18 protein-coding genes and 2 pseudogenes are annotated in these 23,717 nt (G+C 40.0%); 9 read left to right on the top strand and 11 right to left on the bottom strand.

Going from position 1 to position 23,717, the window contains the following annotated elements:
* The first annotated feature begins 61 nt into the window (after positions 1-61).
* From QE450_RS08230 to QE450_RS08220, 3 genes are all read left to right on the top strand, one after another.
* Positions 62-1,309, top strand: a complete 1,248-nt coding sequence (locus QE450_RS08230) for a macrolide family glycosyltransferase (RefSeq protein WP_307302634.1) — start codon at positions 62-64, stop codon at positions 1,307-1,309.
* 99 nt (positions 1,310-1,408) lie between these two features.
* Complete coding sequence (locus QE450_RS08225; protein ID WP_307298418.1) at positions 1,409-2,053, top strand: sugar O-acetyltransferase; 645 nt, start codon at positions 1,409-1,411, stop codon at positions 2,051-2,053.
* A gap of 163 nt (positions 2,054-2,216) precedes the next feature.
* Positions 2,217-2,939 carry a hypothetical protein gene (locus QE450_RS08220; protein WP_307298415.1) on the top strand — a complete coding sequence of 241 codons (723 nt, stop codon included), beginning with the start codon at positions 2,217-2,219 and terminating at the stop codon, positions 2,937-2,939.
* A 40-nt stretch (positions 2,940-2,979) separates the two neighbouring features.
* Here QE450_RS08220 and QE450_RS08215 read toward each other — a convergent pair whose 3' ends face one another.
* On the bottom strand, positions 2,980-3,642 hold the full coding sequence (locus QE450_RS08215; RefSeq protein WP_307298413.1) for a CPBP family intramembrane glutamic endopeptidase: 663 nt from the start codon (positions 3,640-3,642) through the stop codon (positions 2,980-2,982).
* 558 nt (positions 3,643-4,200) lie between these two features.
* On the opposite strand from QE450_RS08215, the gene QE450_RS08210 reads away from it, so the two are divergent.
* Together QE450_RS08210 and QE450_RS08205 are read left to right on the top strand one after the other, a co-directional pair.
* Positions 4,201-4,626: a MarR family winged helix-turn-helix transcriptional regulator gene (locus tag QE450_RS08210; protein WP_273612349.1), complete on the top strand. Its 426-nt coding sequence runs from the start codon at positions 4,201-4,203 to the stop codon at positions 4,624-4,626.
* Between the two features lie 147 nt (positions 4,627-4,773).
* Positions 4,774-5,742, top strand: coding sequence for an NAD(P)H-dependent flavin oxidoreductase (locus QE450_RS08205; protein WP_273612348.1), 969 nt, complete (start codon positions 4,774-4,776; stop codon positions 5,740-5,742).
* 451 nt (positions 5,743-6,193) lie between these two features.
* Here QE450_RS08205 and QE450_RS08200 read toward each other — a convergent pair whose 3' ends face one another.
* Entirely contained in the window at positions 6,194-8,722 is a 2,529-nt protein-coding gene (locus tag QE450_RS08200; protein WP_307298406.1) for a tetratricopeptide repeat protein, read from the bottom strand.
* A 123-nt stretch (positions 8,723-8,845) separates the two neighbouring features.
* Here QE450_RS08200 and QE450_RS08195 point away from each other — a divergent pair, with 123 nt between their 5' ends.
* The 4 genes from QE450_RS08195 to QE450_RS08180 all read left to right on the top strand — a co-directional run bounded on the left by QE450_RS08195 (position 8,846) and on the right by QE450_RS08180 (position 11,501).
* On the top strand, positions 8,846-9,229 hold the full coding sequence (locus QE450_RS08195; protein WP_307298404.1) for a tautomerase family protein: 384 nt from the start codon (positions 8,846-8,848) through the stop codon (positions 9,227-9,229).
* A 33-nt stretch (positions 9,230-9,262) separates the two neighbouring features.
* Entirely contained in the window at positions 9,263-9,898 is a 636-nt protein-coding gene (locus QE450_RS08190; RefSeq protein WP_307298402.1) for an FMN-dependent NADH-azoreductase, read from the top strand.
* Positions 9,899-10,010: 112 nt separating this feature from the next.
* Positions 10,011-10,694 (top strand): metal-dependent hydrolase, encoded by a 684-nt coding sequence (locus tag QE450_RS08185; RefSeq protein WP_307298401.1) that lies wholly within the window; start codon positions 10,011-10,013, stop codon positions 10,692-10,694.
* A gap of 327 nt (positions 10,695-11,021) precedes the next feature.
* Complete coding sequence (locus tag QE450_RS08180; protein ID WP_307298398.1) at positions 11,022-11,501, top strand: GNAT family N-acetyltransferase; 480 nt, start codon at positions 11,022-11,024, stop codon at positions 11,499-11,501.
* Positions 11,502-12,610: 1,109 nt separating this feature from the next.
* Here the strand turns inward: QE450_RS08180 and QE450_RS08175 are convergent.
* The 9 genes and pseudogenes from QE450_RS08175 to QE450_RS08135 form a co-directional block, all read right to left on the bottom strand.
* Positions 12,611-13,708 (bottom strand): glycosyltransferase, encoded by a 1,098-nt coding sequence (locus tag QE450_RS08175; RefSeq protein WP_307298395.1) that lies wholly within the window; start codon positions 13,706-13,708, stop codon positions 12,611-12,613.
* Positions 13,709-13,735: 27 nt separating this feature from the next.
* A complete protein-coding gene (locus QE450_RS08170) occupies positions 13,736-15,265 on the bottom strand; it encodes a phytoene desaturase family protein (RefSeq protein WP_307298393.1) in 1,530 nt (509 codons plus the stop codon).
* Positions 15,266-15,315: 50 nt separating this feature from the next.
* Complete coding sequence (locus QE450_RS08165) at positions 15,316-16,713, bottom strand: aldehyde dehydrogenase family protein (RefSeq protein ID WP_307298391.1); 1,398 nt, start codon at positions 16,711-16,713, stop codon at positions 15,316-15,318.
* Positions 16,700-18,208 carry a phytoene desaturase family protein gene (locus QE450_RS08160; protein WP_307298388.1) on the bottom strand — a complete coding sequence of 503 codons (1,509 nt, stop codon included), beginning with the start codon at positions 18,206-18,208 and terminating at the stop codon, positions 16,700-16,702. Before QE450_RS08160 ends, QE450_RS08165 begins: the two co-directional genes overlap by 14 nt.
* Positions 18,209-18,278: 70 nt before the next feature.
* Positions 18,279-19,169 (bottom strand): alpha/beta hydrolase, encoded by an 891-nt coding sequence (locus tag QE450_RS08155; RefSeq protein ID WP_307298386.1) that lies wholly within the window; start codon positions 19,167-19,169, stop codon positions 18,279-18,281.
* 634 nt (positions 19,170-19,803) lie between these two features.
* Positions 19,804-20,763 (bottom strand): L-threonine 3-dehydrogenase, encoded by a 960-nt coding sequence (locus QE450_RS08150; protein WP_307298383.1) that lies wholly within the window; start codon positions 20,761-20,763, stop codon positions 19,804-19,806.
* A gap of 37 nt (positions 20,764-20,800) precedes the next feature.
* On the bottom strand, positions 20,801-21,991 hold the full coding sequence (locus QE450_RS08145) for a glycine C-acetyltransferase (protein WP_307298381.1): 1,191 nt from the start codon (positions 21,989-21,991) through the stop codon (positions 20,801-20,803).
* A gap of 358 nt (positions 21,992-22,349) precedes the next feature.
* Positions 22,350-22,682, bottom strand: a pseudogene (locus QE450_RS08140) (nuclear transport factor 2 family protein); the annotation flags it as partial.
* A gap of 162 nt (positions 22,683-22,844) precedes the next feature.
* A pseudogene (locus QE450_RS08135) lies at positions 22,845-23,576 on the bottom strand (NADPH-dependent F420 reductase); the annotation flags it as partial.
* Positions 23,577-23,717: the final 141 nt, after the last annotated feature.

Below are 23,717 nucleotides of genomic sequence, written 5' to 3'. Positions count from 1 at the left end.
TAATATTATATTTTTTAAAATATTATGATAGCAGAAAAAATTGAATAGGGAGGTGGGCACAATAGCACGTGTATTAGTTGTCATTACTCCGGCTGAAGGTCATGTGAATCCGTCGTTAGGATTAGTTACTCAATTGATCGACAGTGGTGAGGAAGTTGTCTATGTGTGCACAGAAGAGTATCGTTCCCGAATCGAACAAACTGGAGCCCTGTTGATTACATATCCATTTCCTCAAGATGCTTTCTCTCTTGATCCTGTGTTGAAACCGCAGGAGTATACCCATCCTTATCAGTTCATTTATATGATGGTAGGCGGTATTATTCAGAGGATTATACCCGAGGTGCTACGAGTGATCGAAAATCAAAAGTTCGACTATCTGATCTTTGATTCTCTGATGGGTTGGGGAGGGACTATTCTTGCAGAAAAATTAGGAATTCCCGCAGTGTGTTCGGTCGCTTCCTTTGCTTTTGTCAATCCATTAGGAGCTGGAGAAGGTATGCAGGAGATGGATGAGAGTACGAAGGAATTGTATGATGCTACGATGAAGATAACGAGTACGTTAGCGCAAGAATTTCAAGTGAGTATTCCCGCTATAGAAGAAATTCCAGTGCATGCAGGCGAGTTAAAGCTTGTGTATACCAGTCGTTATTTTCAGCCACAAGCAGAACAACTGGACGATCGTTTTATTTTCACAGGTCCTTCGATCATTCCGCGTCAAGATGCTCAGACTTTTTCATTCGAGCGGCTTCGTGAACGTTATCCGCAAACGGTGTACATTGCTATGGGGACTATTTTAAATAAAAACTTGGATTTTTATCAGCTTTGCTTTGAAGCATTTGGCGATCTGCCGGTGAATGTGGTGCTATCGTCAGGCAAATATACAGATATGGAACCTTTGGCTGATCAAATTCCTTCTAATTTTATCGTGATGCCCTACATTGCACAGCTGGAGATGCTACAGCATACAGATGTTTTTATTACCCATGCCGGAATGAACAGTACAAGTGAAGCGCTCTATTACAATGTTCCGTTAGTGATGATTCCGCTAACATCGGATCAGCCGCTTGTAGCTAATCGAGTACAGGAGTTAGGAGCAGGTATCACTTTAAATAAATATCAGCTTAGTGTAGCTGTTATGAGAGAAGCATTACTAGAGGTGCTAAGCAATCCATCTTATAAACAGCAGGCTTGTATCATCGGTGAATCTTTACGACAAGCGGGCGGTTATAAACGGGCTGCTGAAATGATTATGAGTCATATGGCTTCCATTGATCGTAATGTCTCCAATACTAAGTTATTTAATAAATAAGTTTCCCATCAATAAGGAATTTTAATTTAGAAGAAGATTTGTTAGTAATTGAAACTCAAGCAACAGTAGGATGTAAGTACTTTTAAAGGGAGGTATGATATGAGCGAAGAACAACGTATTTTTGATGGATTATTGTTTAATCCAGGTCATCCTGATCTCAAAAAAATTAAATTGAATGCTCATAAACTTAGCCAACAGTATAGCAACACCTATGAAGATCAAGTAGAAGAACGTGAAGCCTTGCTAAGCGAACTGATCGGTGGTAAAGGAGAAAGATGTTTCTTGCAAGGACCTATCTTTTTTCATTATGGTCTTCATACTGAAATAGGTGATCACTTTTTTGCTAATTATAATCTTACGGTTCAAGATGATGCGAAAGTAAAGATTGGCAATCATGCTAGTTTTGGACCGAATGTTACTATCGTTACACCTGTTCATCCATTTATAGCTTCCGAGCGTCGCCAGATGATCGATCAACATCAAGAGCCAAATTCTTTATGCTATGCCAAACTAGTTACTATTGGAAATGATGTATGGCTGTCTGCTAATGTGACAGTATGCGGTGGTGTGACGATTGGAGATGGATGTGTTATTGGTGCAGGTAGTGTGGTCACTCAAGATATTCCAGCAAATTCTTTTGCAGCAGGAGTTCCTTGCAAGGTAATTAGACCGATTACAGAGTTAGACAGTATGCGTTTTAAACCAGAAATATTAGCTGATTGTAGTATCTTAGATAATGAATAAAGGTTAAAACTTTGAGAGTTGTTCTTTTGTTAAGAACAACTCTTTTATTTTGCTGTATACTGTTCACTATATAGACTTACAATAATCTTCTTAAAATTCCATATTATATATAATTAAATTGAAATAATGACAAGAAGGAGAGGTTTTTATCAAAAAAAATATATTGTTATGGGTTTCATCAATATGTTTATTTAGTATAATCATAAGTTGCAATAGTGAGGGGAAAATAAAGCAAACTAAGCTTGATTCCAGCACTTCAATTGCTAAATATCAAAATGTTTCTGTAGACAACTCTACCTCGTTTCCTAAAACTGAACTAAGTGATTCAATTGCTGTTGATTCTGCAGTTAATGAGCAATCAATTCGTGCAGAACAAAAAACAGATAAAGGAACTTTATTGATGGTTTCAAATGGTCGAGAAGAGAAAGGTCATTTACTTGTATCAAGCGTATGGGGACAAGAAGGAGATTACACCTTCCAAAGCAATTATTCAGTTGTATACAGACAAGAAGAAAAAGAGAAGGTTTTATTAGTTCTTCCAGCCTTTCAATATGTTCAACCAACGGAAAAAAAGCTTACATTTAAGCATATAAGCTTTCATTCTGCTGATATTTACATTCTTACTCCGCAATACCAAACAGGATATGGAGAAGAAAGTTATTTATTTGCTATTGATAAACAGAGCGGAGATGCGTCTCATTTAGAGATTAATAAAAATGGAATAGTTTCTAAAAGCCTTATCTATTCTGACACTACATCGCTACCAGCTGTTGAGAAAGAAACACTTGTCATTCATCCATCTGTTAGAGCAGGTACATCAGAACAAGATGCTAAGGATATTCATTACAGACTCGATTTGAAAAATGAGCAATTAATTGCTGAATAAACAGTACTTTGTTATGACAATACTATATTGCATATTAATTTCAGTGAGGACGATACATAAAATCGGATTTTCTCGAAAACATCCATGCTGCCAAAAACAGTACAAGTGTAACCAATATGCCCGACTCACCTGTCCATAAATAGGCATTTTCGCCTTTGGTAGCTGTATCAAATGAATCTTGAATCACAGCGTTCCATGAAGCATGAAGCAAGATCGCTGGCCAGATGCTTCCAGTACTTAAGCGAAGATGGCTAATAATAAAATTGAATGAACTAATCGTAATCATAAACAAGATGATAGATAATACTAATGAAGGGCCAGAGTAATAACTGCCTAATAGAATAGCAGGAAGATGCCAAACGCCCCAAATCAGTCCACCTGTTAAAATCGGCTTGGGCACGCCTGCTGTTATTAATCGGCTGAGCATATAACCTCTCCAGCCTAGCTCTTCACCCGCACTGCTGATCACACCGAGTAATGTACCTACAAACATCTGATAAACAATACTTACCACCAATGGCCACATATATGAGCTGTCAGTATGTACGAAGTCAACCAATCCTGTTATCCATGCTAAACCGTACGCTAGTGTTCCAATAATCACTGGAAAAAGCAATACAAACGGGATTGATTTAAAAGCTAATTTCCCTCGAAAGCGAAATGAAATATCTGCAAATCCTTCACGTAACAAGAGACGAGTCAAGAAAGAGGACAATCCTGGTGACCACATAAGTAGAAGACCAAATATAGGCGATACATGAATTGCAAGTACATAGCTAAGGAATGTGAGAGGAACCAGCCATGCGAAAAAAACAAGTAGTCCTTTTCTAGATTTCTGAACGATGCTCGGGTCTTTCTTGTTCGTTACTCTGTCATTGATTCCATAAGATTCCAAACGATTTCACTCCTTTAAAGGATCGGTGTATTTTATAAAAAGTATAGCAGTGGATGGAACTAGGAGGAATAAACCTAAGCCTAGACTCTGCTTGGGGCTTTAGGCTAGTACAGAATAGAACCGAAGACCGATTACATCACCTAATGAAGTTTTAAAACAAGTTCATACCGTTCAGGGTAAATTTTTTCTATCATTGGTTAGATTTATTTCTGATTAGAAGTCGTAGGGAGGAAGAGTAAAAAAGTTGTTGTACCTTCTTTGAATGAAATGGGGTTTATGTTCGCTTTCTAGGAAGTACCATTGACAGCTTAAAAACGACTATGATATATTTAGCGTGCTAAATATATTTGGCTAGGAGGTTTATCTATGAAGGTTAATATTGACTGTGAAATCCGTGGATCTTTGGATAAGGTTTCCTCCCAGACGCGTCGGGATTATAGTGAAAGTCTTAGAGAACTTAATTTATACGTAGGTCAAGATAATCTACTTGCGCGTTTATGGTTGGGTGATGGAATAACGCAAATGCAACTATGTGAACATTTAAGATGCGAACCGCCTACAGTCACAAATATGGTTAAAACGCTAGAGCAAAATGGTGTCATATACCGTAAACGTGATGAAGAAGACGCGAGAGTTATGCGAATATATCTAACGAGCAAAGGTAAAGAATTAGAAGAGCCAGTTAGATTAAAATGGAAAAGACAACAAGATAAATTACTTCAGTCCATATCAGATGAAGAACGTCTCATACTACGGGATTTATTAAAACGCATGGAAAATAACTTGCACTAAGTTATTTTCTTTGATAATTACTTAGTATACTAAATAATTATCAAAATACTTCAAGATATTCTAATCAGTCAAATGAATTTATTTAGCAGACAAAGTAATTACGGACAAGATAGTGTTAGAAATATTTGAAACCTGAAGGGTTCAATAATGAACAATAGAATATGTGAAATTTTAGGTATAGAAAAACCGATTATACAGGGCCCAATGTCTTGGCTTACGAATGCGGAATTTGTTGCAGCGGTTAGCAATGCGGGGGGATTAGGATTTCTAGCAGCAACTGCCGGTCAGGTTGATAGGACTCCTAATCGTTCACCCGAATTAACTGCTGAAAGATTAAGAACTGAAATACAAAAAACAAAAACATTAACGGAAAAGCCATTTGGAACAGTTATCATTGGAGGTAGTGATCTGAATTACATGTGGCGAATGATAGAAACCGTTATTGAAGAGAAAGTTCCTGTTGTTCTTGTGAACGGTTTGCCGGGTTTACCGTATGAAAAAATCTTCAAACCATTAAAAGATAACAATATTAAAATTGTTTATAGACCGCTTACTCCTACTATTAAAGATGCAAAAGCTGCAGAAGCACTTGGAATCGATATTTATGTTGCGACTGGATTTGATGAAGGGGGAACAGTTCCAGAACGAGTTATTGGAACATTTTCGATTGTACCCATGATTGCAGATGCTATAAATATTCCTGTAATGGCAGCCGGTGGGATAGGAGACGTTAGAGGAGTGCGTGCTGCATTTGCTTTAGGCGCTGAAGGTGTATTTGCGGGTAGTGTCTTTATTCCAACAAAAGAAAATCCAGCAGCAGAAAACGTCAAACAAATGATTGTAGATGCTACAGCAGAAGATTTGTTAATGTTTCGTACTCTACCAGCATACTATCGTTCTTTACCTACTAAATTAGCGAATAAATTAGTAGAAATGGATAATCAAGGTGCTAGCCGTGAAGAAACATCAAAATTTTTGTTTGATGGCATGCGTATCGGGATGCTAGAAGGAAATACAGACGATGGATATATTTCTGTAGGTACCGGAATCACACCAATCAAAGAAATTATAACTGTAAAAGAAGTGGTAGACAATTTAATGCAAGACTTTAATTAAAATACGGGAGTAATCTCTATCTATTTGATCGTACTTTAGATCGATCTGCGTTTTTTGCTTTAGTGGGACAACTTATAGTGGGTTCTAACTTTAATACGATGTTGTTCTCTTTTTATGCAAGAAACTTATAAAGCATCACCTCACCGTTGAATAAAGAATATATGCAACTAGCGTGAAACGTTAAATCAATTTATAAAATGAAAACCTCCTATGTAGAAGCATGCTAGAATTATTGCTCTTATAGGAGGTTTTATTATGATTTTAGGGGAACTTTAGAAACAATATGAAGCAGATAAAAAAATTCAACGGTTTAGACCAAATACATTGTGTGAGCCAAAAACAAATAGGTGAGTACCTAAATTAAAAATACTCGCCTCAACTATAAGCAAAGTGGCTGACCGTTTTCCGAAAATTAAAACGAAAACGGTCGGCTCTTGTTACTGTTTATCGTCTAAATCTCTAGTGAATACGCAAGCGCTTGTGACCGTGTCATTGTTGCACCTTTACTCCACAATTGATGCAATTCCTGATCAGAAAAAACATGCTTAAGATCAACAATTACCTTTTCGTGCTCTGCGGGAAAATTAGGTGTATCCTCCCCGCCAGAGTTTTGACGCCCTTTCTCAGCAGCTCCGAGAAGTATTGCAGCTTCGGTAAAAGCTTTCTTGTTACATACCGCAATGGCTAATCCTTCAATACCGCGTGATAAAATCCAAGAACCTCTGTAGATCTGGCTTACAGCGATACATTTTTTAAAATATTCAATAGAAGTCGTAAGCTGCTCAAGCTTTAGAGCGGAATACCCTAGACTTTCGTACGGACCAGATACTTCCCATTGATCCTGAACCACTTCGAAGAAATGTATACTCTCATTCAGAAGTTTAGACGCCTCAAGGTAATTATTTTGTTCTAATCGGAGCTTCCCGTAAGCATGCAATGAAGAAGCTAAATTCCACAAATCATCTGTTTTTCTAGCGATATCAATGCTCATCTGTACCAATGGTTCGGCTTCTTCAAAGTTTTTCTGTTTGATGTGAAGAAATGCGAGCAAACGAAGAGAGGAGGAAAGAAGAGAACGTTCTCCCAAATTACGAGCAAGTTCCACGCTTCTGATTGTCGAATCCATCGCACCTTTAATATCTCCACGAATAAATTGAATGACACCACTTCCATGTAAGGCCTTTGCGAAATCAGTGCTAGACTGTAGTTCTTGTGTTTCGTTATGCAAAAAGCGATCCAGCCAGAACAACCCTTCCTTTAACCTGCCTTCGTGCAACCAGAACCAGTAGAGGTTCGAGACCATATGAAGTCCAAATGAATAGGCGTGGGGATTGGAGTAAGACCATTCCAGAGCAGAACGCAGATTCGCATATTCACGCCGTACTTCTTCAATACACACTTCGCGTTCGTTAGTCCTAAACTTGGGTTCCGCGCGAACCAAATATTGACTATAATAACGTGCATGGCGTTCAAAAAGCGGGTTGCTTGGATGCTTATCAGTGTCATTCTTCAACTTCTCGCCTGCGTATTCTTTGATAGCTTCCAGTAAAAAGTAGCGGATAAAACGATAATCCTCACCGATCTCGATAGATACTAGAGATTTATTCACCAGACCTGACAACAGGTCGAGCATATCTTTGCTAGTGATGCAATTTTCCCCCTCAGGTATTCTAGGATCATCAATGCAGATTTCTTCAGCTGCCTCCAAAGTAAACCCACCTGTAAATACACTAAGTCGTCTCAATAGTAGACGTTCCTTGCTAGTCAGTAATTCATAACTCCAATCAATTGTAGATTCGAGCGTTTGATGTCGGTTAGCAGCTGTTCGTTTGCCTACTGTCAGCAACGTCAATAGATTTCCCAGACGTTCCTTGACTTGTTCCAGTGTCAGCATATTCATTCGGGCAACAGCTAGCTCAATAGCTAATGGTATTCCTTCCAGCTTCTTGCAAATAGTTCCAACAAGCCTGAGGTTCGGCAATGTATGTGGAAACTGAGGTGCAATCATAAGCGCCCGTTCCAAAAAGAGTTGTACGGCTTCAAAGGTCATAATCTCCTGTTCAGATAGCTGCTCAAGCGAATGCTCATCTGTAGGAAAAGATAAAGGAGGCAACCGATAGACAGATTCCCCAGGAATATTGAGTGGTTCTCGACTGGTAACAAGGATCGTCAGTCCCGGAGCGGATGCAAAAAGTGATTCAGCCAAAGATGCACTTGCATCAATAACATGTTCGCAATTATCAAAAATAAAGAGCATTTTCTGATCGGATATGGTCTCTAGTATCGTTTGAAGCTCGGTTCTGTTCTCTTGGTTCTGTAGATTTAGTGTGGATAATAGCAACTGACCCAAGTCTTGTGGATCTTTGAGAGAGCCGAATTCAAACATCCATATTCCTTGCAAATCCGTCTCCTCAAGCATCGAAGCCACCTGAACAGCAAGAGATGTCTTGCCTATTCCTCCGGAACCCACGATAGAGACTATAGAATGAATATTTAGTTGTTCTTTCAAGTCAGCTATAGCTAAACTTCGTCCAACGAAGAGTGTAGGGACCTTTGGCAGTCGTTGTGTTGCCACAATTGAAGACCTTGACGCAGCCATTTGGGATTTCGGTATGATCGCTTCTATAGTAGCCAATGTATCGAACCAGGCACTGTCGAAATCTGGAAACTCTCTTGAGGTCGCTGATCGTGCTTCCGAGAAGCGTTTTATAGTATTCCAAAGCTCTTCCGCTTCTTGACGCGGATCTGCTTCTAAGAGAATTCCTTCTTCGTAAAACGCTTGGATTATTCGCTTGAGACTGCCTACACTAGGGAGTCGGTCTCCATTTTCCCATTGCTGCACAGTTCGCGGATCCACACCGACCCGCTGTGCCAAGTCCACTTGCCGCATTCGCTTGGACAAACCGTACTTGGAAGGTCTAGAACGAATTTTTTTAATCCATTCATGAGGCCAATCTTTTGACAATTTCTCGTCTTCCATCCTATCACCTGAATTCCATAGTTTCCGTTTCTTTAAACGAACAAACACGAACTTATGTACATTCGTGTTCTGGATTCTAACAGATATAATTAGCCATATCAACAATAAAAGGAGATAACACACATGCCATTAACTCGTATTACCACATTAAAAGGGCGCTTCAGTGAAGAAAAAGCACTTATTGTCGAGGTGGTCTTACGGACGATTGTAGACAAGCTTCACGTTCCCCAGAACGATCGCTTTCTGATTATAGAAGAACTTGACCATGAGAATTTCAACTTTGATCGGAATTTTCTGGATATGGATAGAAGTGACAGTTTTCTCATCGTTCAGATCACTCTAAATGCCGGCCGTTCAGCTGAAGTGAAGAAAGAGTTCTATGAGGCTTTAGCTCAGCAACTACATCAGCAGTGCGATATTAGAATGGAAGATGTATTCATCAATCTGGTCGAAGTCAATAAAGAAAACTGGTCTTATGGTAACGGATTCGCTCCGTTTATTGTATAAAAAATATATTCAATTAAAGGGGAAATTTTAATTATGTCAACTGTACTTTATATTACGGCACATCCTGGTCACCTTGACGCATCTTACAGCCTTTCTGTCGGAGAACAATTCATACAAGCATACAAAGAAACCAATCCAGAAGATGAAGTAGTTCATGTAGACCTGTATCAACGCGACATTCCGCAAATTGATGTTGACGTATGGGAAGCATGGGGAATCATTCAGAATGGTGGTTTATTCGATCAATTGTCTGCCGCACAACAAAAAAAATTAACTCAGCTCAGTACTTTGCTGGATGAATTCGTTGCTGCAGACAAGTATGTGTTTGTAACACCGATGTGGAATTTCTCTTATCCTCCTATAATGAAGGCATATATTGATTCTTTCTGTGTTAGAGCCAAAACTTTTAAATATACAGAGAATGGTCCAGTGGGTCTGCTTAAAAATAAAAAAGCGTTCCACATCCAAGCTACTGGTGGCATTTACTCGGAAGGACCTGTAGCAGATCGGGAGAATGGCAGCCGTCATTTGAAAACCGTATTGAACTTCGTAGGTATCACCGACTTCGATAATTTGTTTATAGAAGGAGTATCCACTGCAGGAGACCGCGCTTTACAGATTAAAGCTGATGGAGTGGAGAAAGCACGCATAGCCGCCAAAACCTTTTAAGATTACATTGGACAAATTACGGGTCGGCTGTCCAGCAAAATAAATGGGTATACGTTAAAAGGTTTTCCTCTCGCTATGCAGAAATAGCCAATTAATTAAAGGAGAAATACAAATGAAAGTATCCTATCATGGACATTCTGTTGTAAAAATTGAAACAAATGGAATTACTATTCTGATCGATCCATTTATTACAGGCAACACTACTACAGATCTGGATGCAACCACCATACAAGCAGACATCATCTTGTTAACTCACGGTCATGGTGATCATGTAGGCGATACTGTAGACATCGCGAAACGCAACAACGCATTGGTTGTTGCCTCGGCAGAGCTGGCAGATGTGATCGGCTGGGAAGGCGTGAGAACCCATGCTATGAGTATTGGTGGAGCGCACACCTTCGACTTTGGACGAGTAAAACTGACTCAGGCTTTCCATAGTTCTAGTTATATTAACCCGGAGACCCGAACCATCACCTACACAGGAATGCCTACCGGAATTCTATTCACAGCTGAAGGTAAAACGATATATCATGCAGGTGATACAGGCCTTTTCTACGATATGAAAGTGATCGGGGAACGCAACGATATCGATATCGCTTTTCTCCCAATCGGAGACAACCATACCATGGGGCCAGAAGACGCCGCTGTAGCCACAGATTGGCTTCAAGCCAAACAAGTTGTGCCGATTCACTTCAACACATTCCCATTTATTGAACAAGACCCGCAGTACTTCGCTTCTCTGCTTAAAGAAGGAGTAGGCATTGTGCTTAACCCTGGAGAAATGATCAACCTTTAAGCCAGACATCAATAATATATCAGCAGAAAGAAATAACGAAAATTGAGTTGAGTGGATGGAGACGCTCGACAAAATTGACATGCCAAAGTTATATTCAGTGGTTATTAGACATAAGAAACCTGAAGATGAAGATACACTCAGAATCATTAACGAGAAATAAAATCACTTCCGAGATTTTGAACGATTTAATGAGATAATGAAAACAGCACAGTAACTCTACCCAAATAAAGCTAATCTAAGTGTATTTTGAAGAGTAGTAAAGCAGAGGAATTTTAAAAAAGATATATAATAGAATTCTGTTAATAAAACGTCGAGAGGAGTTACCAAATGATTACAGTTTACAATGATAGATATAAAGAAGAAGTTATTACATTAATATTGCATGTACAAAATGTCGAATATGGAGTGGGTATTAGTGTTGAAGAACAACCAGATATTCTAGATATTCATTCAAATTATATAAATGACGGCGGTAATTTTTGGATAGCCTTAAATGATAAAGAAGAGGTTATCGGTTCAATCGGTTTGCAAAAGAAAAATAAAGAGATTGCTGTATTAAAGAAATTTTTCGTTTATAAAGACTATCGAGGCAAAGAATTTGGGACAGGCAAAAAGCTCTTTAAAGCTTTACTTGATTTTGCTAAAAAACAAGGTTTTTCTAAGATCATTTTAGATACTCCATCTAAAGCAACAAGATCGCACAGTTTCTATAAAAAGGTGGGCTTTAAAGAGACTGATAAACAGAACTTACCAATTAAATATGATTATCCTGACCGCGATTCAATTATATTTCTATTAGAACTATGACATAAAGAAAGAGAATCTCATTTTTATATCATTTAGCAGTTGGTTTATCTTAGGTATTTAATTATGCATTGGCAGGTTAGTTAATCGGCTTTCTAATTTTATTTCTTTGGGTAGTAAAGTAATAGTTGACAATAGTGTGAGTTGCAGGATTATTTTATATATTGGTCAATACCTATAACGATTCGAGGATTAAACCAATATATAAAATAATTGCTTACTATTATATAATATCAAAAGAATACACGATCTAGCCACAATAAGGATTGTAAACTATATAAGAAAAAATTACTCAACATAATAGTTTACTCCAATTGATTTATCTAGTTAAAAAACCTGTTACTTTTTTTATTTTGTGTTGCAAATATGAAAGGAGAAGAATATTATATCAAATAACAACAGTAATAGATAAAAAAACAGAGTCATATCAATCCTATATACATATGTACAAAATACGAGTTTTGTGATTATGTATGTAGGATTTGAAAATACTTATGTTTGATCTTATCTTGTATCCATAATTATTGCTCATATATTAAGCGCCGCTATTTTATACTTTTAATATCTTAATTAAATAAACTCTATGCAATTTACTTTTATAATCACTACATAGGATTTATTTAATTGTATGCGTTAGTACAATTATTATTTTTGAATATTTATTCTTTATTTTAATTTGTCTATTGATTCTAGCAAATTACTGATCATTTTTTCGATGACCGCGATCTCTTTATTAAACCTAGATTCTAATAAAAATTGAACGAGATTTAACATGTCTGCCAATTCCTTAGTTTGTTTATTATCATAGTTTTCAAATAAATGTGAAGGTGTAATATGTAATACTAGAAATTTTTGTAAAGTATCTAAAGAGATATTACGCTCTCCACGCTCAATTTTGTACCTTTCAATGGATATTACTATTATTCCATCCTGCTCCACATCCAATCCAACATAGTTATCACCTTATGATTTGGGTAATGCTCGTTAGACTTTGGTGAAGCTTGATATTCAATGATTATGTTCATGATATGAAAAGACCTCTTGTGAGTTAAAAACATGTACAAGAGGTCTCCCAAAAACTTGATTTACAATTAGCTTACATCACGCAGTATTCAGACTTTGATTTTGCGACCTTTCCAACTCACAGAACGGAAAACATTCACCCTGATAAAGGAATATAAATAGATGCCTATAAAAAACGCAAACCATATCGGGTAAACAATAAAAATCGCTTTTTTGAAGTCTCCGACTCTGCCGGCAAACCATCCTGTCTGAATGGCATACAGGACATATAATATCCCGCTCAACAGGATCGCAACAGGATTCCATCCTATCAGGGAAGAAACTAGAGCCGATGCAGCAATGAAACTGCCGGATATCCATAAGATGACCATGAACATGACAACCGGATGCGTCGATTTGGAACCGACGGCAAAACTTTTACACCAGCCCTCGATCAGACTGCCAATGCCTTCGGGATACATGCGTAGAGATACAATACCTTTCCCCCCAAGGCAGCGTACAGGAAGATTTTGTTCAACAAACGCCTCTCCTAGTGCCAGATCATCCATGATGGCTCCTTCGATTTTTTTATGCCCTCCAGACAAAAAATAATCATCCCGATTGCATAAAATACACGGACCGAACGAACCAGCTGTCTTAAACCGCGAACCCCAAATGGTAAACAGATTCATTCCGGTTACAACGATAATGTTAAAAATAACAGAAAGATGTTCATACAAGCGCTCTACCGTATGAAAAGGCTGCAGCGCTGTAATACCTCTTGCTCCCTTTTCTTGATAAAACTGCAGCAGATTGTTTAGCCCCTCTGCGCTTTCGAATTTGGTATCTGCGTCCAAAAATAATAACCAGCTTCCTTTAGCTTGTTCGGCGCCGTACCAACAGGCTGAGGATTTCCCTACTCCTTCGTTCTGCAACACCTTTGCACCGAAACTTTCCGCTACAGCAACGGTCTTGTCCGATGAATCGTCATCCACAACCAGAATTTCGAATGAAGTAAACCGCTGCTCCTGTAGGGACCGCAGCAAAGGCACGATCCTGCTTTCTTCATTTCTAGCAGGAATAATAATAGACAGAAACGGTAGATTGGTTGCCCCGCTGGAGGAGGCACGGGGCACAGGCAGCGACCAGAACATGAGGAAGCCGACTATCACTGTCCCGAATCCAATCGCCAGTTTGATAATGTCCAAAGCCGTTATAACATTCGCCCCCTTTCTTTATTTCACCGAATAATCAAATAGCTTGCCTGTATCATCCTGGATCAATTCCTGGGCGGCAATTTTGGCAGACAGAAGTACGATTGGAACGCCAGCGCCGGGATGTGTACTGCTTCCAGTAAAGTACAAATTTTCGCAATCGCTCGCTTTGCTTTGGGGACGGTAGTGGTTGCTTTGTTTTAAAATAGGCTGCAAACCAAACGAAGCACCATTATATGCATTGAACTTGGAACTGAAATCCAGTGGTGTGATATGCGTTTCGGTTACAATCTCATTATCCACATTTTCAAAACCACGAATCTTTTTCAATTCATTTAAGATGTAACTGCGATAATAAGCAACCGTCTCTTCGTCCCACTCATAATTGGATTCGGCTGCATTTGATACAGGCATCAGAATATACAATCCATCTGTTCCTTCAGGAGCCATGGAAGGATCTGCTTTTGACGCGATATACACGTAAAAAGAAGCATTCGTCAGTTTTTTTCCATCAAAAATATCATTGAGATTCTGGTCCAGATCCTCATTGAAAATAAAATTATGCACATGGTCAGTTTCTTCATACTTGCGGTTCATACCGAGGTACAGCAAAAAGCAGGAGCAAGAATATTTCATGCTGTCGACTTTCTCGTCGGTATACTGTCCTTTGGCAGACTTGTCTTGTACCAGATGTTTGATTGCATAAGGAAAGTCTGCGTTGCAAACGACATAATCCGAAGAAATGTTTTGCCCGTCCACGACAATCCCTTCCGCTTTTTGATTTTGAATAGATATCTGCTGTACATCTTGGCCGTAATGAATGATTCCTCCAAGCTCTTTGAAGAGTCTTTCCATCGACAAAGCCATCGTATACATCCCGCCCTTAATAAACCATACTCCATATAAAAATTGAAGCATCGGAATCATTGTATAAAAAGAAGGGCTAGTCAGAGGTGAGATGCCAATATATAACGTTTGAAAGCTGATCATCTGTCTCAGCCTTTTGTTCTTGATATACCGACCGACAAATTTATCCGCGGTATCGTAAGGTTTTAATTTTATTGCCTTTTTCAGCATTGGGAGGTTATAAAAGTCACTCCTTTTACGGAAAGGTCTGGGAAGAATATAATTTTTAGCAATGATGAATTTTTGATAAATCTCATGCAGATACCGAAAAAAGCCTGCTGTATCTTCTTCACTGATCGCTTCGATCGTTTTGGTCAGCTTGGTCATATCGGAGGAAATGTCAAAAGGCTCATCAGGAATATCACTAAAATAAGCCCGATAAATCGGATCTAATTTTTCCATGGGAATATAATCGTCCGGGTCACGGCCGCACACTTCGAATAGGTCCCGATAGATTTCTGGCATCATCACGATACTAGGTCCCAAATCGAATTTGTATCCTCCGTCCAGTTCGATCCGGTTCATTTTACCACCGGGTGTCAAACCTTTTTCGTAGATTTCTACTTGGTAGCCAGCAGCCTGAAGCCTGATGGCAGAGGCAAGACCCGCCACCCCGCTTCCGATGACTATTACCTTTTTACTCATACAAAATCCTCATTTCCGCATCCTGTTTTCTTTGTTGCGATACCGGTTGTTTACAGAATCCTCTTTCTCAACTTCTTCAAAGCTTTCATGTTTCGTTCCGAATAAGGCGGGAATTTGCCCGAAAAGCGTAGATAATGATACGTTCGTACGCTCGTTTTTTCATAGCTAAAAGCCAGAAAGCCCGCTTTGCCATGATAAGCGCCGTATCCGCTTTGGCCAACTCCACCAAACGCAATATGGGGACTCGCCGCATGATGAATTACTTGATTGACACTGATCGTCGAGGAACGCATATATTCGTTAAACTGCTCAATTCGATGTTTATCGGTGCTGAATATGTATCCGGTAAGCGCATCACGCTGCAGACTGCCACTGGATAATAATGAATTCAAATCGGTATAGGGAATGACCGGAAGAACCGGGCCAAAAATTTCTTCTTCCAGGACTGCACTTCCCGGCTCAATATCTGTCAACACAGTTGGAGCGATAAACCGGTCGGCTTGATCATACACACCGCCATACTGAACTGTGCCCTGTTCGATAAAATCTATCACTTTTTGAAAATGGGCTTCGGTACAGATTCGACCATAATCTCTGCTTGTCTGAGGTTGCTCCCCATAGAAATCAGAAAGCACCGTAGAAATTTCAGCCAGCGTTTTTTCGTAAACGGAGCGCTGAACAAAAAGGGTATCCGGCGCAATACAAGTTTGGCCAGCATTGATGAATTTTCCCCACACAATGTCCTTAACAGCAGCAGCCGAAAAGCCCGTTTCGTCAAGGATACACGGGTTTTTCCCGCCGAGTTCCAGAATTACCGGCGTAAGCTGCTTGGCTGCCTGATCCGCCACACGCTTACCCGTTTGCCCGCTACCTGTGAAAAAAATCAAATCAAACGGTGCTGCAGTCAGCAGACTGGCGGTTTGCGAATCTCCTGTTACCACGTACAGTTGTTCAAGCGGAAAAGCCTGATTGATGATTTCTTTTAGCAGCTCGGCTACTGCCGGCGCATATTCGGACGGCTTGATAATACAAGAGTTCCCTCCGGCGATAGCTCCGATCACAGGCATTAGGGTAAGCTGGACCGGATAATTCCATGAACCGATAACCAGTACGCTTCCGTACGGATGTCTCTTTTTTCGTAGTGATTCGATATAGCCTAATTTCAAGTACCGGGAACCTCGGGTACGATTCCATTTATTGATATGCTTGCAGACGTAATCGATCTCGTTCAACAGAACGGCAATCTCCGATGAAAAAGATTCAAATGCCGGTTTACCCAAATCGGAATAAAGTGCATCCGTTAATTCTTTTTCGCGTTCCACAAGAATACTTTTCAGCTTTAAAAGCTTTTTTTTACGCATCTCATTTGAAGGGCTGCCTTGGCGTAGTAATTCTTCACGCTGCTTTTCAGGCAAGGTCTTCAGAAAATGATTCTCATTGTCCGGCATGTGAAACATCCCTCTGCACAATTTTTTTGCTGACCAGCTGGCCACTTAACGTAACCATCGGCATTCCGCCGCCCGGGTTTACCGTTCCGCCTACAAAATAGAGATTGTTATAGCGTTCGCTTTGTTTGGCATGCTTGAATCCTTTATTTTTTTTACGATTGGATACCGTTCCGTAAATAGCACCGCGGTCAGAGCCATACGTCTTTCTGATATCTTCCGGTGTCCACATATCTCTGGTCACGATATTGGCTCGCAGATCGTGTAAGCCCATTTTTTCCAATTTGATCAGAACTCGCTCGGCAAATTGCTCATAGTCCTGCTGAGTGAATGGTTTCTGATCCCGTATGTAAGGAATGTGGGGCAATACTTTAATATTTTCATGTCCTTCAGGAGCCTGCGATGGATCGGTTTTATTAACATTAACCAAATAAATAACCGGATCCTCCGGCAGGGTATGTTCATGGAAAATGGATTGCATTTGCTGCTTCATATTTTCCGCAAAAAAGAAATTATGATGGCGAAGCTGAGGGTAGCTTTTTTTCACGCCTAAATGCAAAACAAGACCAGAACTGGCCGGTTCGAATTTTTTCTTTAATTTGCCTACAAAGCGTGTGTCTTCGTCCAGTAACCGTTCGTAAACCGGGATGACCTCCATATTGGAAACGTAATAATCCGCAGTCAGCTTTGTTCCGTCTTCCAAAAAAGCTCCCGTGATTTCTTTGTTGTTTTTTTCGAGCTTAACGATGGGTGTCCCGAGATGGAAATGAACTCCCACTTCTTCAGCCAGCTTTACCAAACCGTTTGCCAGTTTATTCAATCCACCGGGTACATACCATAATCCCTGATCATGTTGCATGTAAATCATCATATTCAAAACAGCCGGTGCGTCGTAAGGCGAAGAACCTACGTATTTGATGAAGTAGGACAGCATATCACGCAATTGTTTATTGCTGATCCGCTTGTCGATTGCTCCATGAACAGTAGAAAACAAATCGAAATTTTTTAACGCACCAAACAGACTCGTATGCTTCATAATTTCTCTTGTGCTATCTACACCATGTTTAAAATAAGTTTTATCTGTCATGTCGTAGATCTTTTTGGAGTATTCAAGCAGATCCTTATACTCGCGCATGTCTTTTTCACTTAGGGAGTCGTTCTTCTCCTGCATGTCCTGTAGATTTTCATATAAGTCGATGATATTTCCATCAGGGAAAAAGGAACGCCATTGATGATTCAGCTTTTCAATCTGCACATAGTCCTTCATTGATTTGCCGCTGGCAGCAAACAAATTCTCAAACACTTGAGGCATTGTCAGAATAGACGGGCCCAAATCAAAACCGAATCCGTCCTGATCCAGTCGGTTCAACTTTCCTCCGATGTGATCATTTTTTTCATATAAAGATACCTCATATCCTGCCTGTGCCAGCGAAATTGCAGCTGACAGTCCTCCAAGTCCGCCTCCGATAACTACTACGTTTTTGTTTGTCGTGTTCACTTGTCCTGTTTCTCCTTCCATCAATCAAGAATGGTGTTCATTGTTGCGCCAAGCCAGCATATGCCTTACTTTATTCTGCATACCGCTCATTTGCTGTTTCTCTGATTTTACGTGCAATCATTTCCCAGGCTTCCTCCGCTTTTTCTTTTGGACCCAGGTGGGTAAAAGCGTGCTTGCAGTCTTTGAATACTTTTTCCTCAATATGTACCCCAGCTTCCTTTAATTTCTCTGCATAACATTCCGCTTCCGGCCTGAAAGCATCATGTTCTGCGATGAGAATAAGGGCAGGTGCCAAATGTTTGCTTATGACAGCGCGAACAGGAGAAGCGAGAGGATGTTCTGCTTGACCTTTTTCCGGGACGTAGCACATGTTCAAAAAGTGAGCGACCTGAGGATATCGTGCCCGCCATTTGTCCGTTTCCGGCTTGTTGGCGTGCGGAGTCGCAAAATCCAGCATCGGGCATGACAGCACTTGAAGTAGCGGTTGCTTTTCCTTTTTTTCCTCCAAATAGAGACAGAGCGCGGCAGCCAGATTAGCTCCCGAACTTTGTCCGCCAACCATCATTTTTTCCGTGTCAATATTTAAATCGTCGGCTTTGCTCTGGATCCAGCGAAATACTTCATAGACTTGTTCGAGTGGGTTGGGAAAAGGATACTCCGGCGCTTTTGCGTACTCCACATTCGCAATGATGCATGCTGTCCGGTTAGACAGGTAACGACAGTAGGGATCGTCCATCTCCTTGTCGTGCATGATGAACGCTCCCCCGTGAAAATTAATATACAATGGGAGTTTTTTCAGTTTAGATTCTGAGGGATAGTAGAAGGAAATATCCGTGAGTTTTACAGATGTCTCTACTTTCATCTCTTTTTTTTCCTTCACTGGCTCGAAGGGGAGCATGGGCGTCTTTTTCGCCTGATTGGGGAAAAGACGAATTAACCTTGCAGCCATATGGGTGAACATTAGGATAACCTCGCTTTTTTACCATTTAAACTGGAAATGAATCGTTTCTAACATTAGTTCTCTAATGCTATTACCCTTTTTTCCTTTAAATGTACTAACTTTTAAAAAAAAGCGTCAAATACTGATTAATCAGCGTTTGACGTGACAATTTTGTGAAGAATATCTTATATTATATTGCGCATATCTAGACTTACAGCGTCATTCGGTTACGTATTCTACGATTCCTATTTACATAATAGTCGCCCGGCTCTGAAGTCCAATTGCTTTAACCACTAGTAGCCCCCTCGTTATTCCAGATGAATGAAGCTGTCCAAACTATTTTAGAAGAAAAATCAGATGTCTCCTCAGTTATGGTCGCCTTCAACATATTAGCATATGGAAATTTTGGGAAACTTATTTTCGCATAAAAAAGGACCTTAAGATGGATGTCTATCTCAAAGTCCTGATTCTAATGAATGCTATGGAAATGATCACGCCGCTGTGATTTACTAAAAAATTTCCAACCCTAACAAAACATACACCGTCTATCCCAACTCTACTTATATTCTGACGTTAAGCCCAAACAACAGATCGTTTTCGAAGACACCGCACATTTTATTAACACATTAGATTAGAACATGTACTTCACAAAACTCTAAGCTTTACGAAGTATATATCTCTCACTTAGCTTTGCCAGCATATCCTTCGTTATCGCCTTCAAGTCATAGCGGGCATGAAATCCCCATTCTCTTGTAGCTGCCGTTGCATCAATAGAATGCGGCCAACTATCTGCGATCGCTTGTCTCTTGGGGTCCACATCATAATCAAGGACGAAGTCAGGAATCTCCTCTCGAATCGCCGCAGCGATTGCCTCTGGGTCAACACTCATTGCGGTGACGTTAAATGAGTTCCGATGTACTAACCGACATGAGTCCGCTTCCATTAAATCAATGATAGCATCCAGCGCATCTGGCATATACATCATGTCCATATTCGAGTCTTTCGCAATATAGGATGTATATCTTCCAGTCGTCACGGCTGCATAATATATTTCTACTGCATAATCGGTTGTTCCCCCGCCAGGAGGTGTCATATAAGAAATTAAACCGGGGAAGCGTAGTCCTCTTGTATCTAGCCCATATTTATGAAAATAATAATCACAAAGCAGTTCACCTGATACCTTATTCACACCGTACATCGTATTTGGTCTCTGGATGGTATCCTGCGGGGTATTATCTCTTGGAGTGGAAGGACCAAAAGCTCCGATCGAGCTAGGTGTGAAGAATTGGCAGCCAAGCTCTCTAGATACCTCAAGTGCATTCATCAATCCACCCATATTCAGATTCCAGGCAAGCAGAGGCTTCTCTTCTGCCGTTGCTGACAGCAATGCAGCCAAATGGATGACAGTATCGACTTCATATCGCTTGGCGATTTCGAACATTGCCTTATCATTCGTCACATCCAGCAGCTCGAATGGTCCAGAGCGAGTAATTTCGTGGGCGGATGACTTAAGGTCTGTAGCAATGACGCGATCTGTGCCATATAACTCGCGTAACTTCATCACTAACTCTGAACCGATCTGACCGAGTGCTCCCGTTACCAATATCTTTTTCATCAGACATTCCTCCTGAAGTAGACTCCCGTGAATGCGTTTAGATTAATTTCATTTCCTTACCAACTTTCTCATAGACAGAGATCACCTGATCCAGCATCTCCTTCGTATGGGCAGCGGTAGGCATATTGCGTATTCTGCCAGTTCCTTTAGGTACCGTTGGGAATACAATGGCTTTGGCATAGACACCTTCTTTATAGAGACGTTTGCTGAACTGCTGGGTGGTCAACTCATCGCCAATGATACAAGGAGTGATCGGCGTTTCGCTTTGACCTACATCATATCCAAGCTGACTCAAGCCTCGCTTCAATTCCTTGCTGTTCGCCCATAACTTCTCGATCAGTTCTGTATCATTCATCAAAATATCGATGGATGCGCTACAAGCAGCGATTGCAGCCGGCGGTAGTGAAGTTGAGAACAAGAATGGACGACTTCTTAGCTTCAACCATTCGATCAGTTGTTTCTTACCAGCGACATAACCGCCAACAACACCGATTGCTTTGGACAACGTACCGATTTGAAAATCAATACGGTCGGATAATCCAAAATGCTTAACGGTTCCTGCACCTTCTCCTAGAACGCCCGAGCCATGGGCATCATCTACATACGTAATCAGATCGAATTGTTCAGCTATATTGACAATGTCAGGTAGCTTGGCTATATCGCCATCCATCGAGAACACGCCATCAGTGATGACCATGATTTTATGATATTGTCCTGATTCTGTAGCTTCTTTCGCCTTTTGCCTTAGATCATCCATATCTGAATGCTTATATCGAATCACCTTTGCTCTCGATAAACGGCAGCCGTCAATGATCGAAGCATGATTCAACTCATCTGATAGAATCGCATCATGCTGATCCATGACCGCAGATATCGCAGCCATATTGCAGTTAAATCCCGATTGATACACGATAACAGCTTCTGTCTTTTTGAAATGCGCAAGCTTATCTTCAAGCTCAATATGCAGATCCATCGTACCATTTATGGTTCGCACAGCTCCTGCGCCAGCACCGTATGTCTGCGCCGCCTTCACTGAAGCATCAATTAGGCGCTGATCGGTTGCGAGTCCTAAATAGTTATTGGAAGACAAATTGATTAGAGACTTTCCAGCAATCTGAATAACAGGCCCATTAGCACCCTGTAGCGTGTCAATAACGTTATATAGACCATTCATCTTTAGATCCTCGATACCCATAGTCAAAAATTGTTGTAATACTTGACTAGACATTTCATTCCCTCCTCATTAAACATATGTCCTCATACAGGAGACATTAAATCTTTAAGTAAACGCTTACAATATAGTCAATATACTGATTTCAATGTATCATCTTTTTTGTCATTTGTACACACATGAAGGACATATTGTATAAAAACCTACCCTATTTACTTTCACTAACTATGTTTTTACTAATATGAATACCTTATCTATACTCTCAATAAAAAAGACATTCTCTCCATCGATTCGGAGAAAATGTCTTTTGATGATCTTTACTTATAAAATGTCTAAATCATGCTAACTTATTGCTTACAATCATGCAACATGATTGATCGAAGAAAGGATCCGATATTAATCTACACAAAAGCAGTTACTTCACCAGACTTACATTATCTGCTCCCCAATACGCCTGAAGACGGGTTATTTTTCCTGAGGAATCAAACTGTGCGACGTCGATCGTTTCGATAACGACTTCTTTTCCTTCTACCAAAATGTGTGTATTGATCATCATTGCAGCCGAATTAGCGAAAGATGTACGAATTGGAGCTAACAGATCTACTTTTTTCACGTTAACGATGCCTTCTCGGATAAAGCTTTCAAGGTTTTCTTTGCCTACTATAGGATTCGTGCCTACAGGATCTTCTCCGATGATCTCATCTGCTAGTAGATCAATAACAGCATCTGCATTTTGTTCATTGAAATATTTTAAATAATTTTTTAATGTATTCTTCATGTACTCGTCAGAAAGTAAAGTCGTTCCCTCACCTTTGTTACTTGTGCTTTGGATAATGTTTTGTAAAAGTTGTTGCACCGGATGTGTCTCTGTCTTTTCTTCCAATCCTTCTTTGGGCAAAAGGATTGGTTTGTATATTTCTCGTTTTAAATTTACAACGACTTGCTTTTCTACATTACCTTTAGCAAAAAGTTCTGTAATTCTTTCAATAAATTGTTCTCTTAATTGAATTGCTACTTGTTTGTCTGCTTGATCCAGAGCAAGAACAAGTTCTTCTTTTGTTAATTCTGTGCAATAGGCTGGAGTGCCGGGCTGATGTCTCCAGGAATCACTTAAATTCCCACTATCCACCGCATCAAACCCGAGTTCACTCACCATCTTCTCGATAGTTTGCTTTTGCTCCTGGTTGTCTCCGGCAATAGCCATAGCGATACGGTATGAAGTCCCTTCCGGTTTGCCTTCTTTGTCTAATGTTTCAGTCAATAGGTTGTTAAATGCTTTAATCACTGGGCGACCTAACTGATTTGACACCCATACACTTTCTACCATGCCATTTTCGATTTCTTCTATTCGCTGATCCCTGATTGTTGGAGCATAATTTGACGTATCGACCACAATCACATGATCTTCAACTTTCTGTATAATACTACGAATATCAGATAATGCAGGCAAAGGAATAGATGTAATTAATATATCAATATTTTTGATTACCTCTTCTATGGTAACAATATCCCCTACAAGTTCCTTTCCTTCCAGTCGATCAATACTGCGAGCATCTGCAATTTTAACCTCATGTCCGTTATGAACTAACTTTCGTGAAAGAGTTGACCCAATATTTCCTGCACCTATAATTCCAAATCTCATTTGTATTCCTCCTGGATTGTAATGTTTTTAAAGTAATGATCAGCCATTCAATTTCCTATCTCGTTTTGGAAAATTTAATGAACAATCACAGCATAATAGATACAAAAATAAATCCCGGCATAACGAGCGACTTTAGCCTAT

The organism is Paenibacillus sp. SORGH_AS_0306 (assembly GCF_030819345.1).
Lineage (GTDB): Bacteria > Bacillota > Bacilli > Paenibacillales > Paenibacillaceae > Saccharibacillus > Saccharibacillus kyungheensis.
The sequence above is the reverse complement of the archived record's forward strand: the minus strand, read 5'-3'. Positions and strand labels throughout refer to the sequence as shown.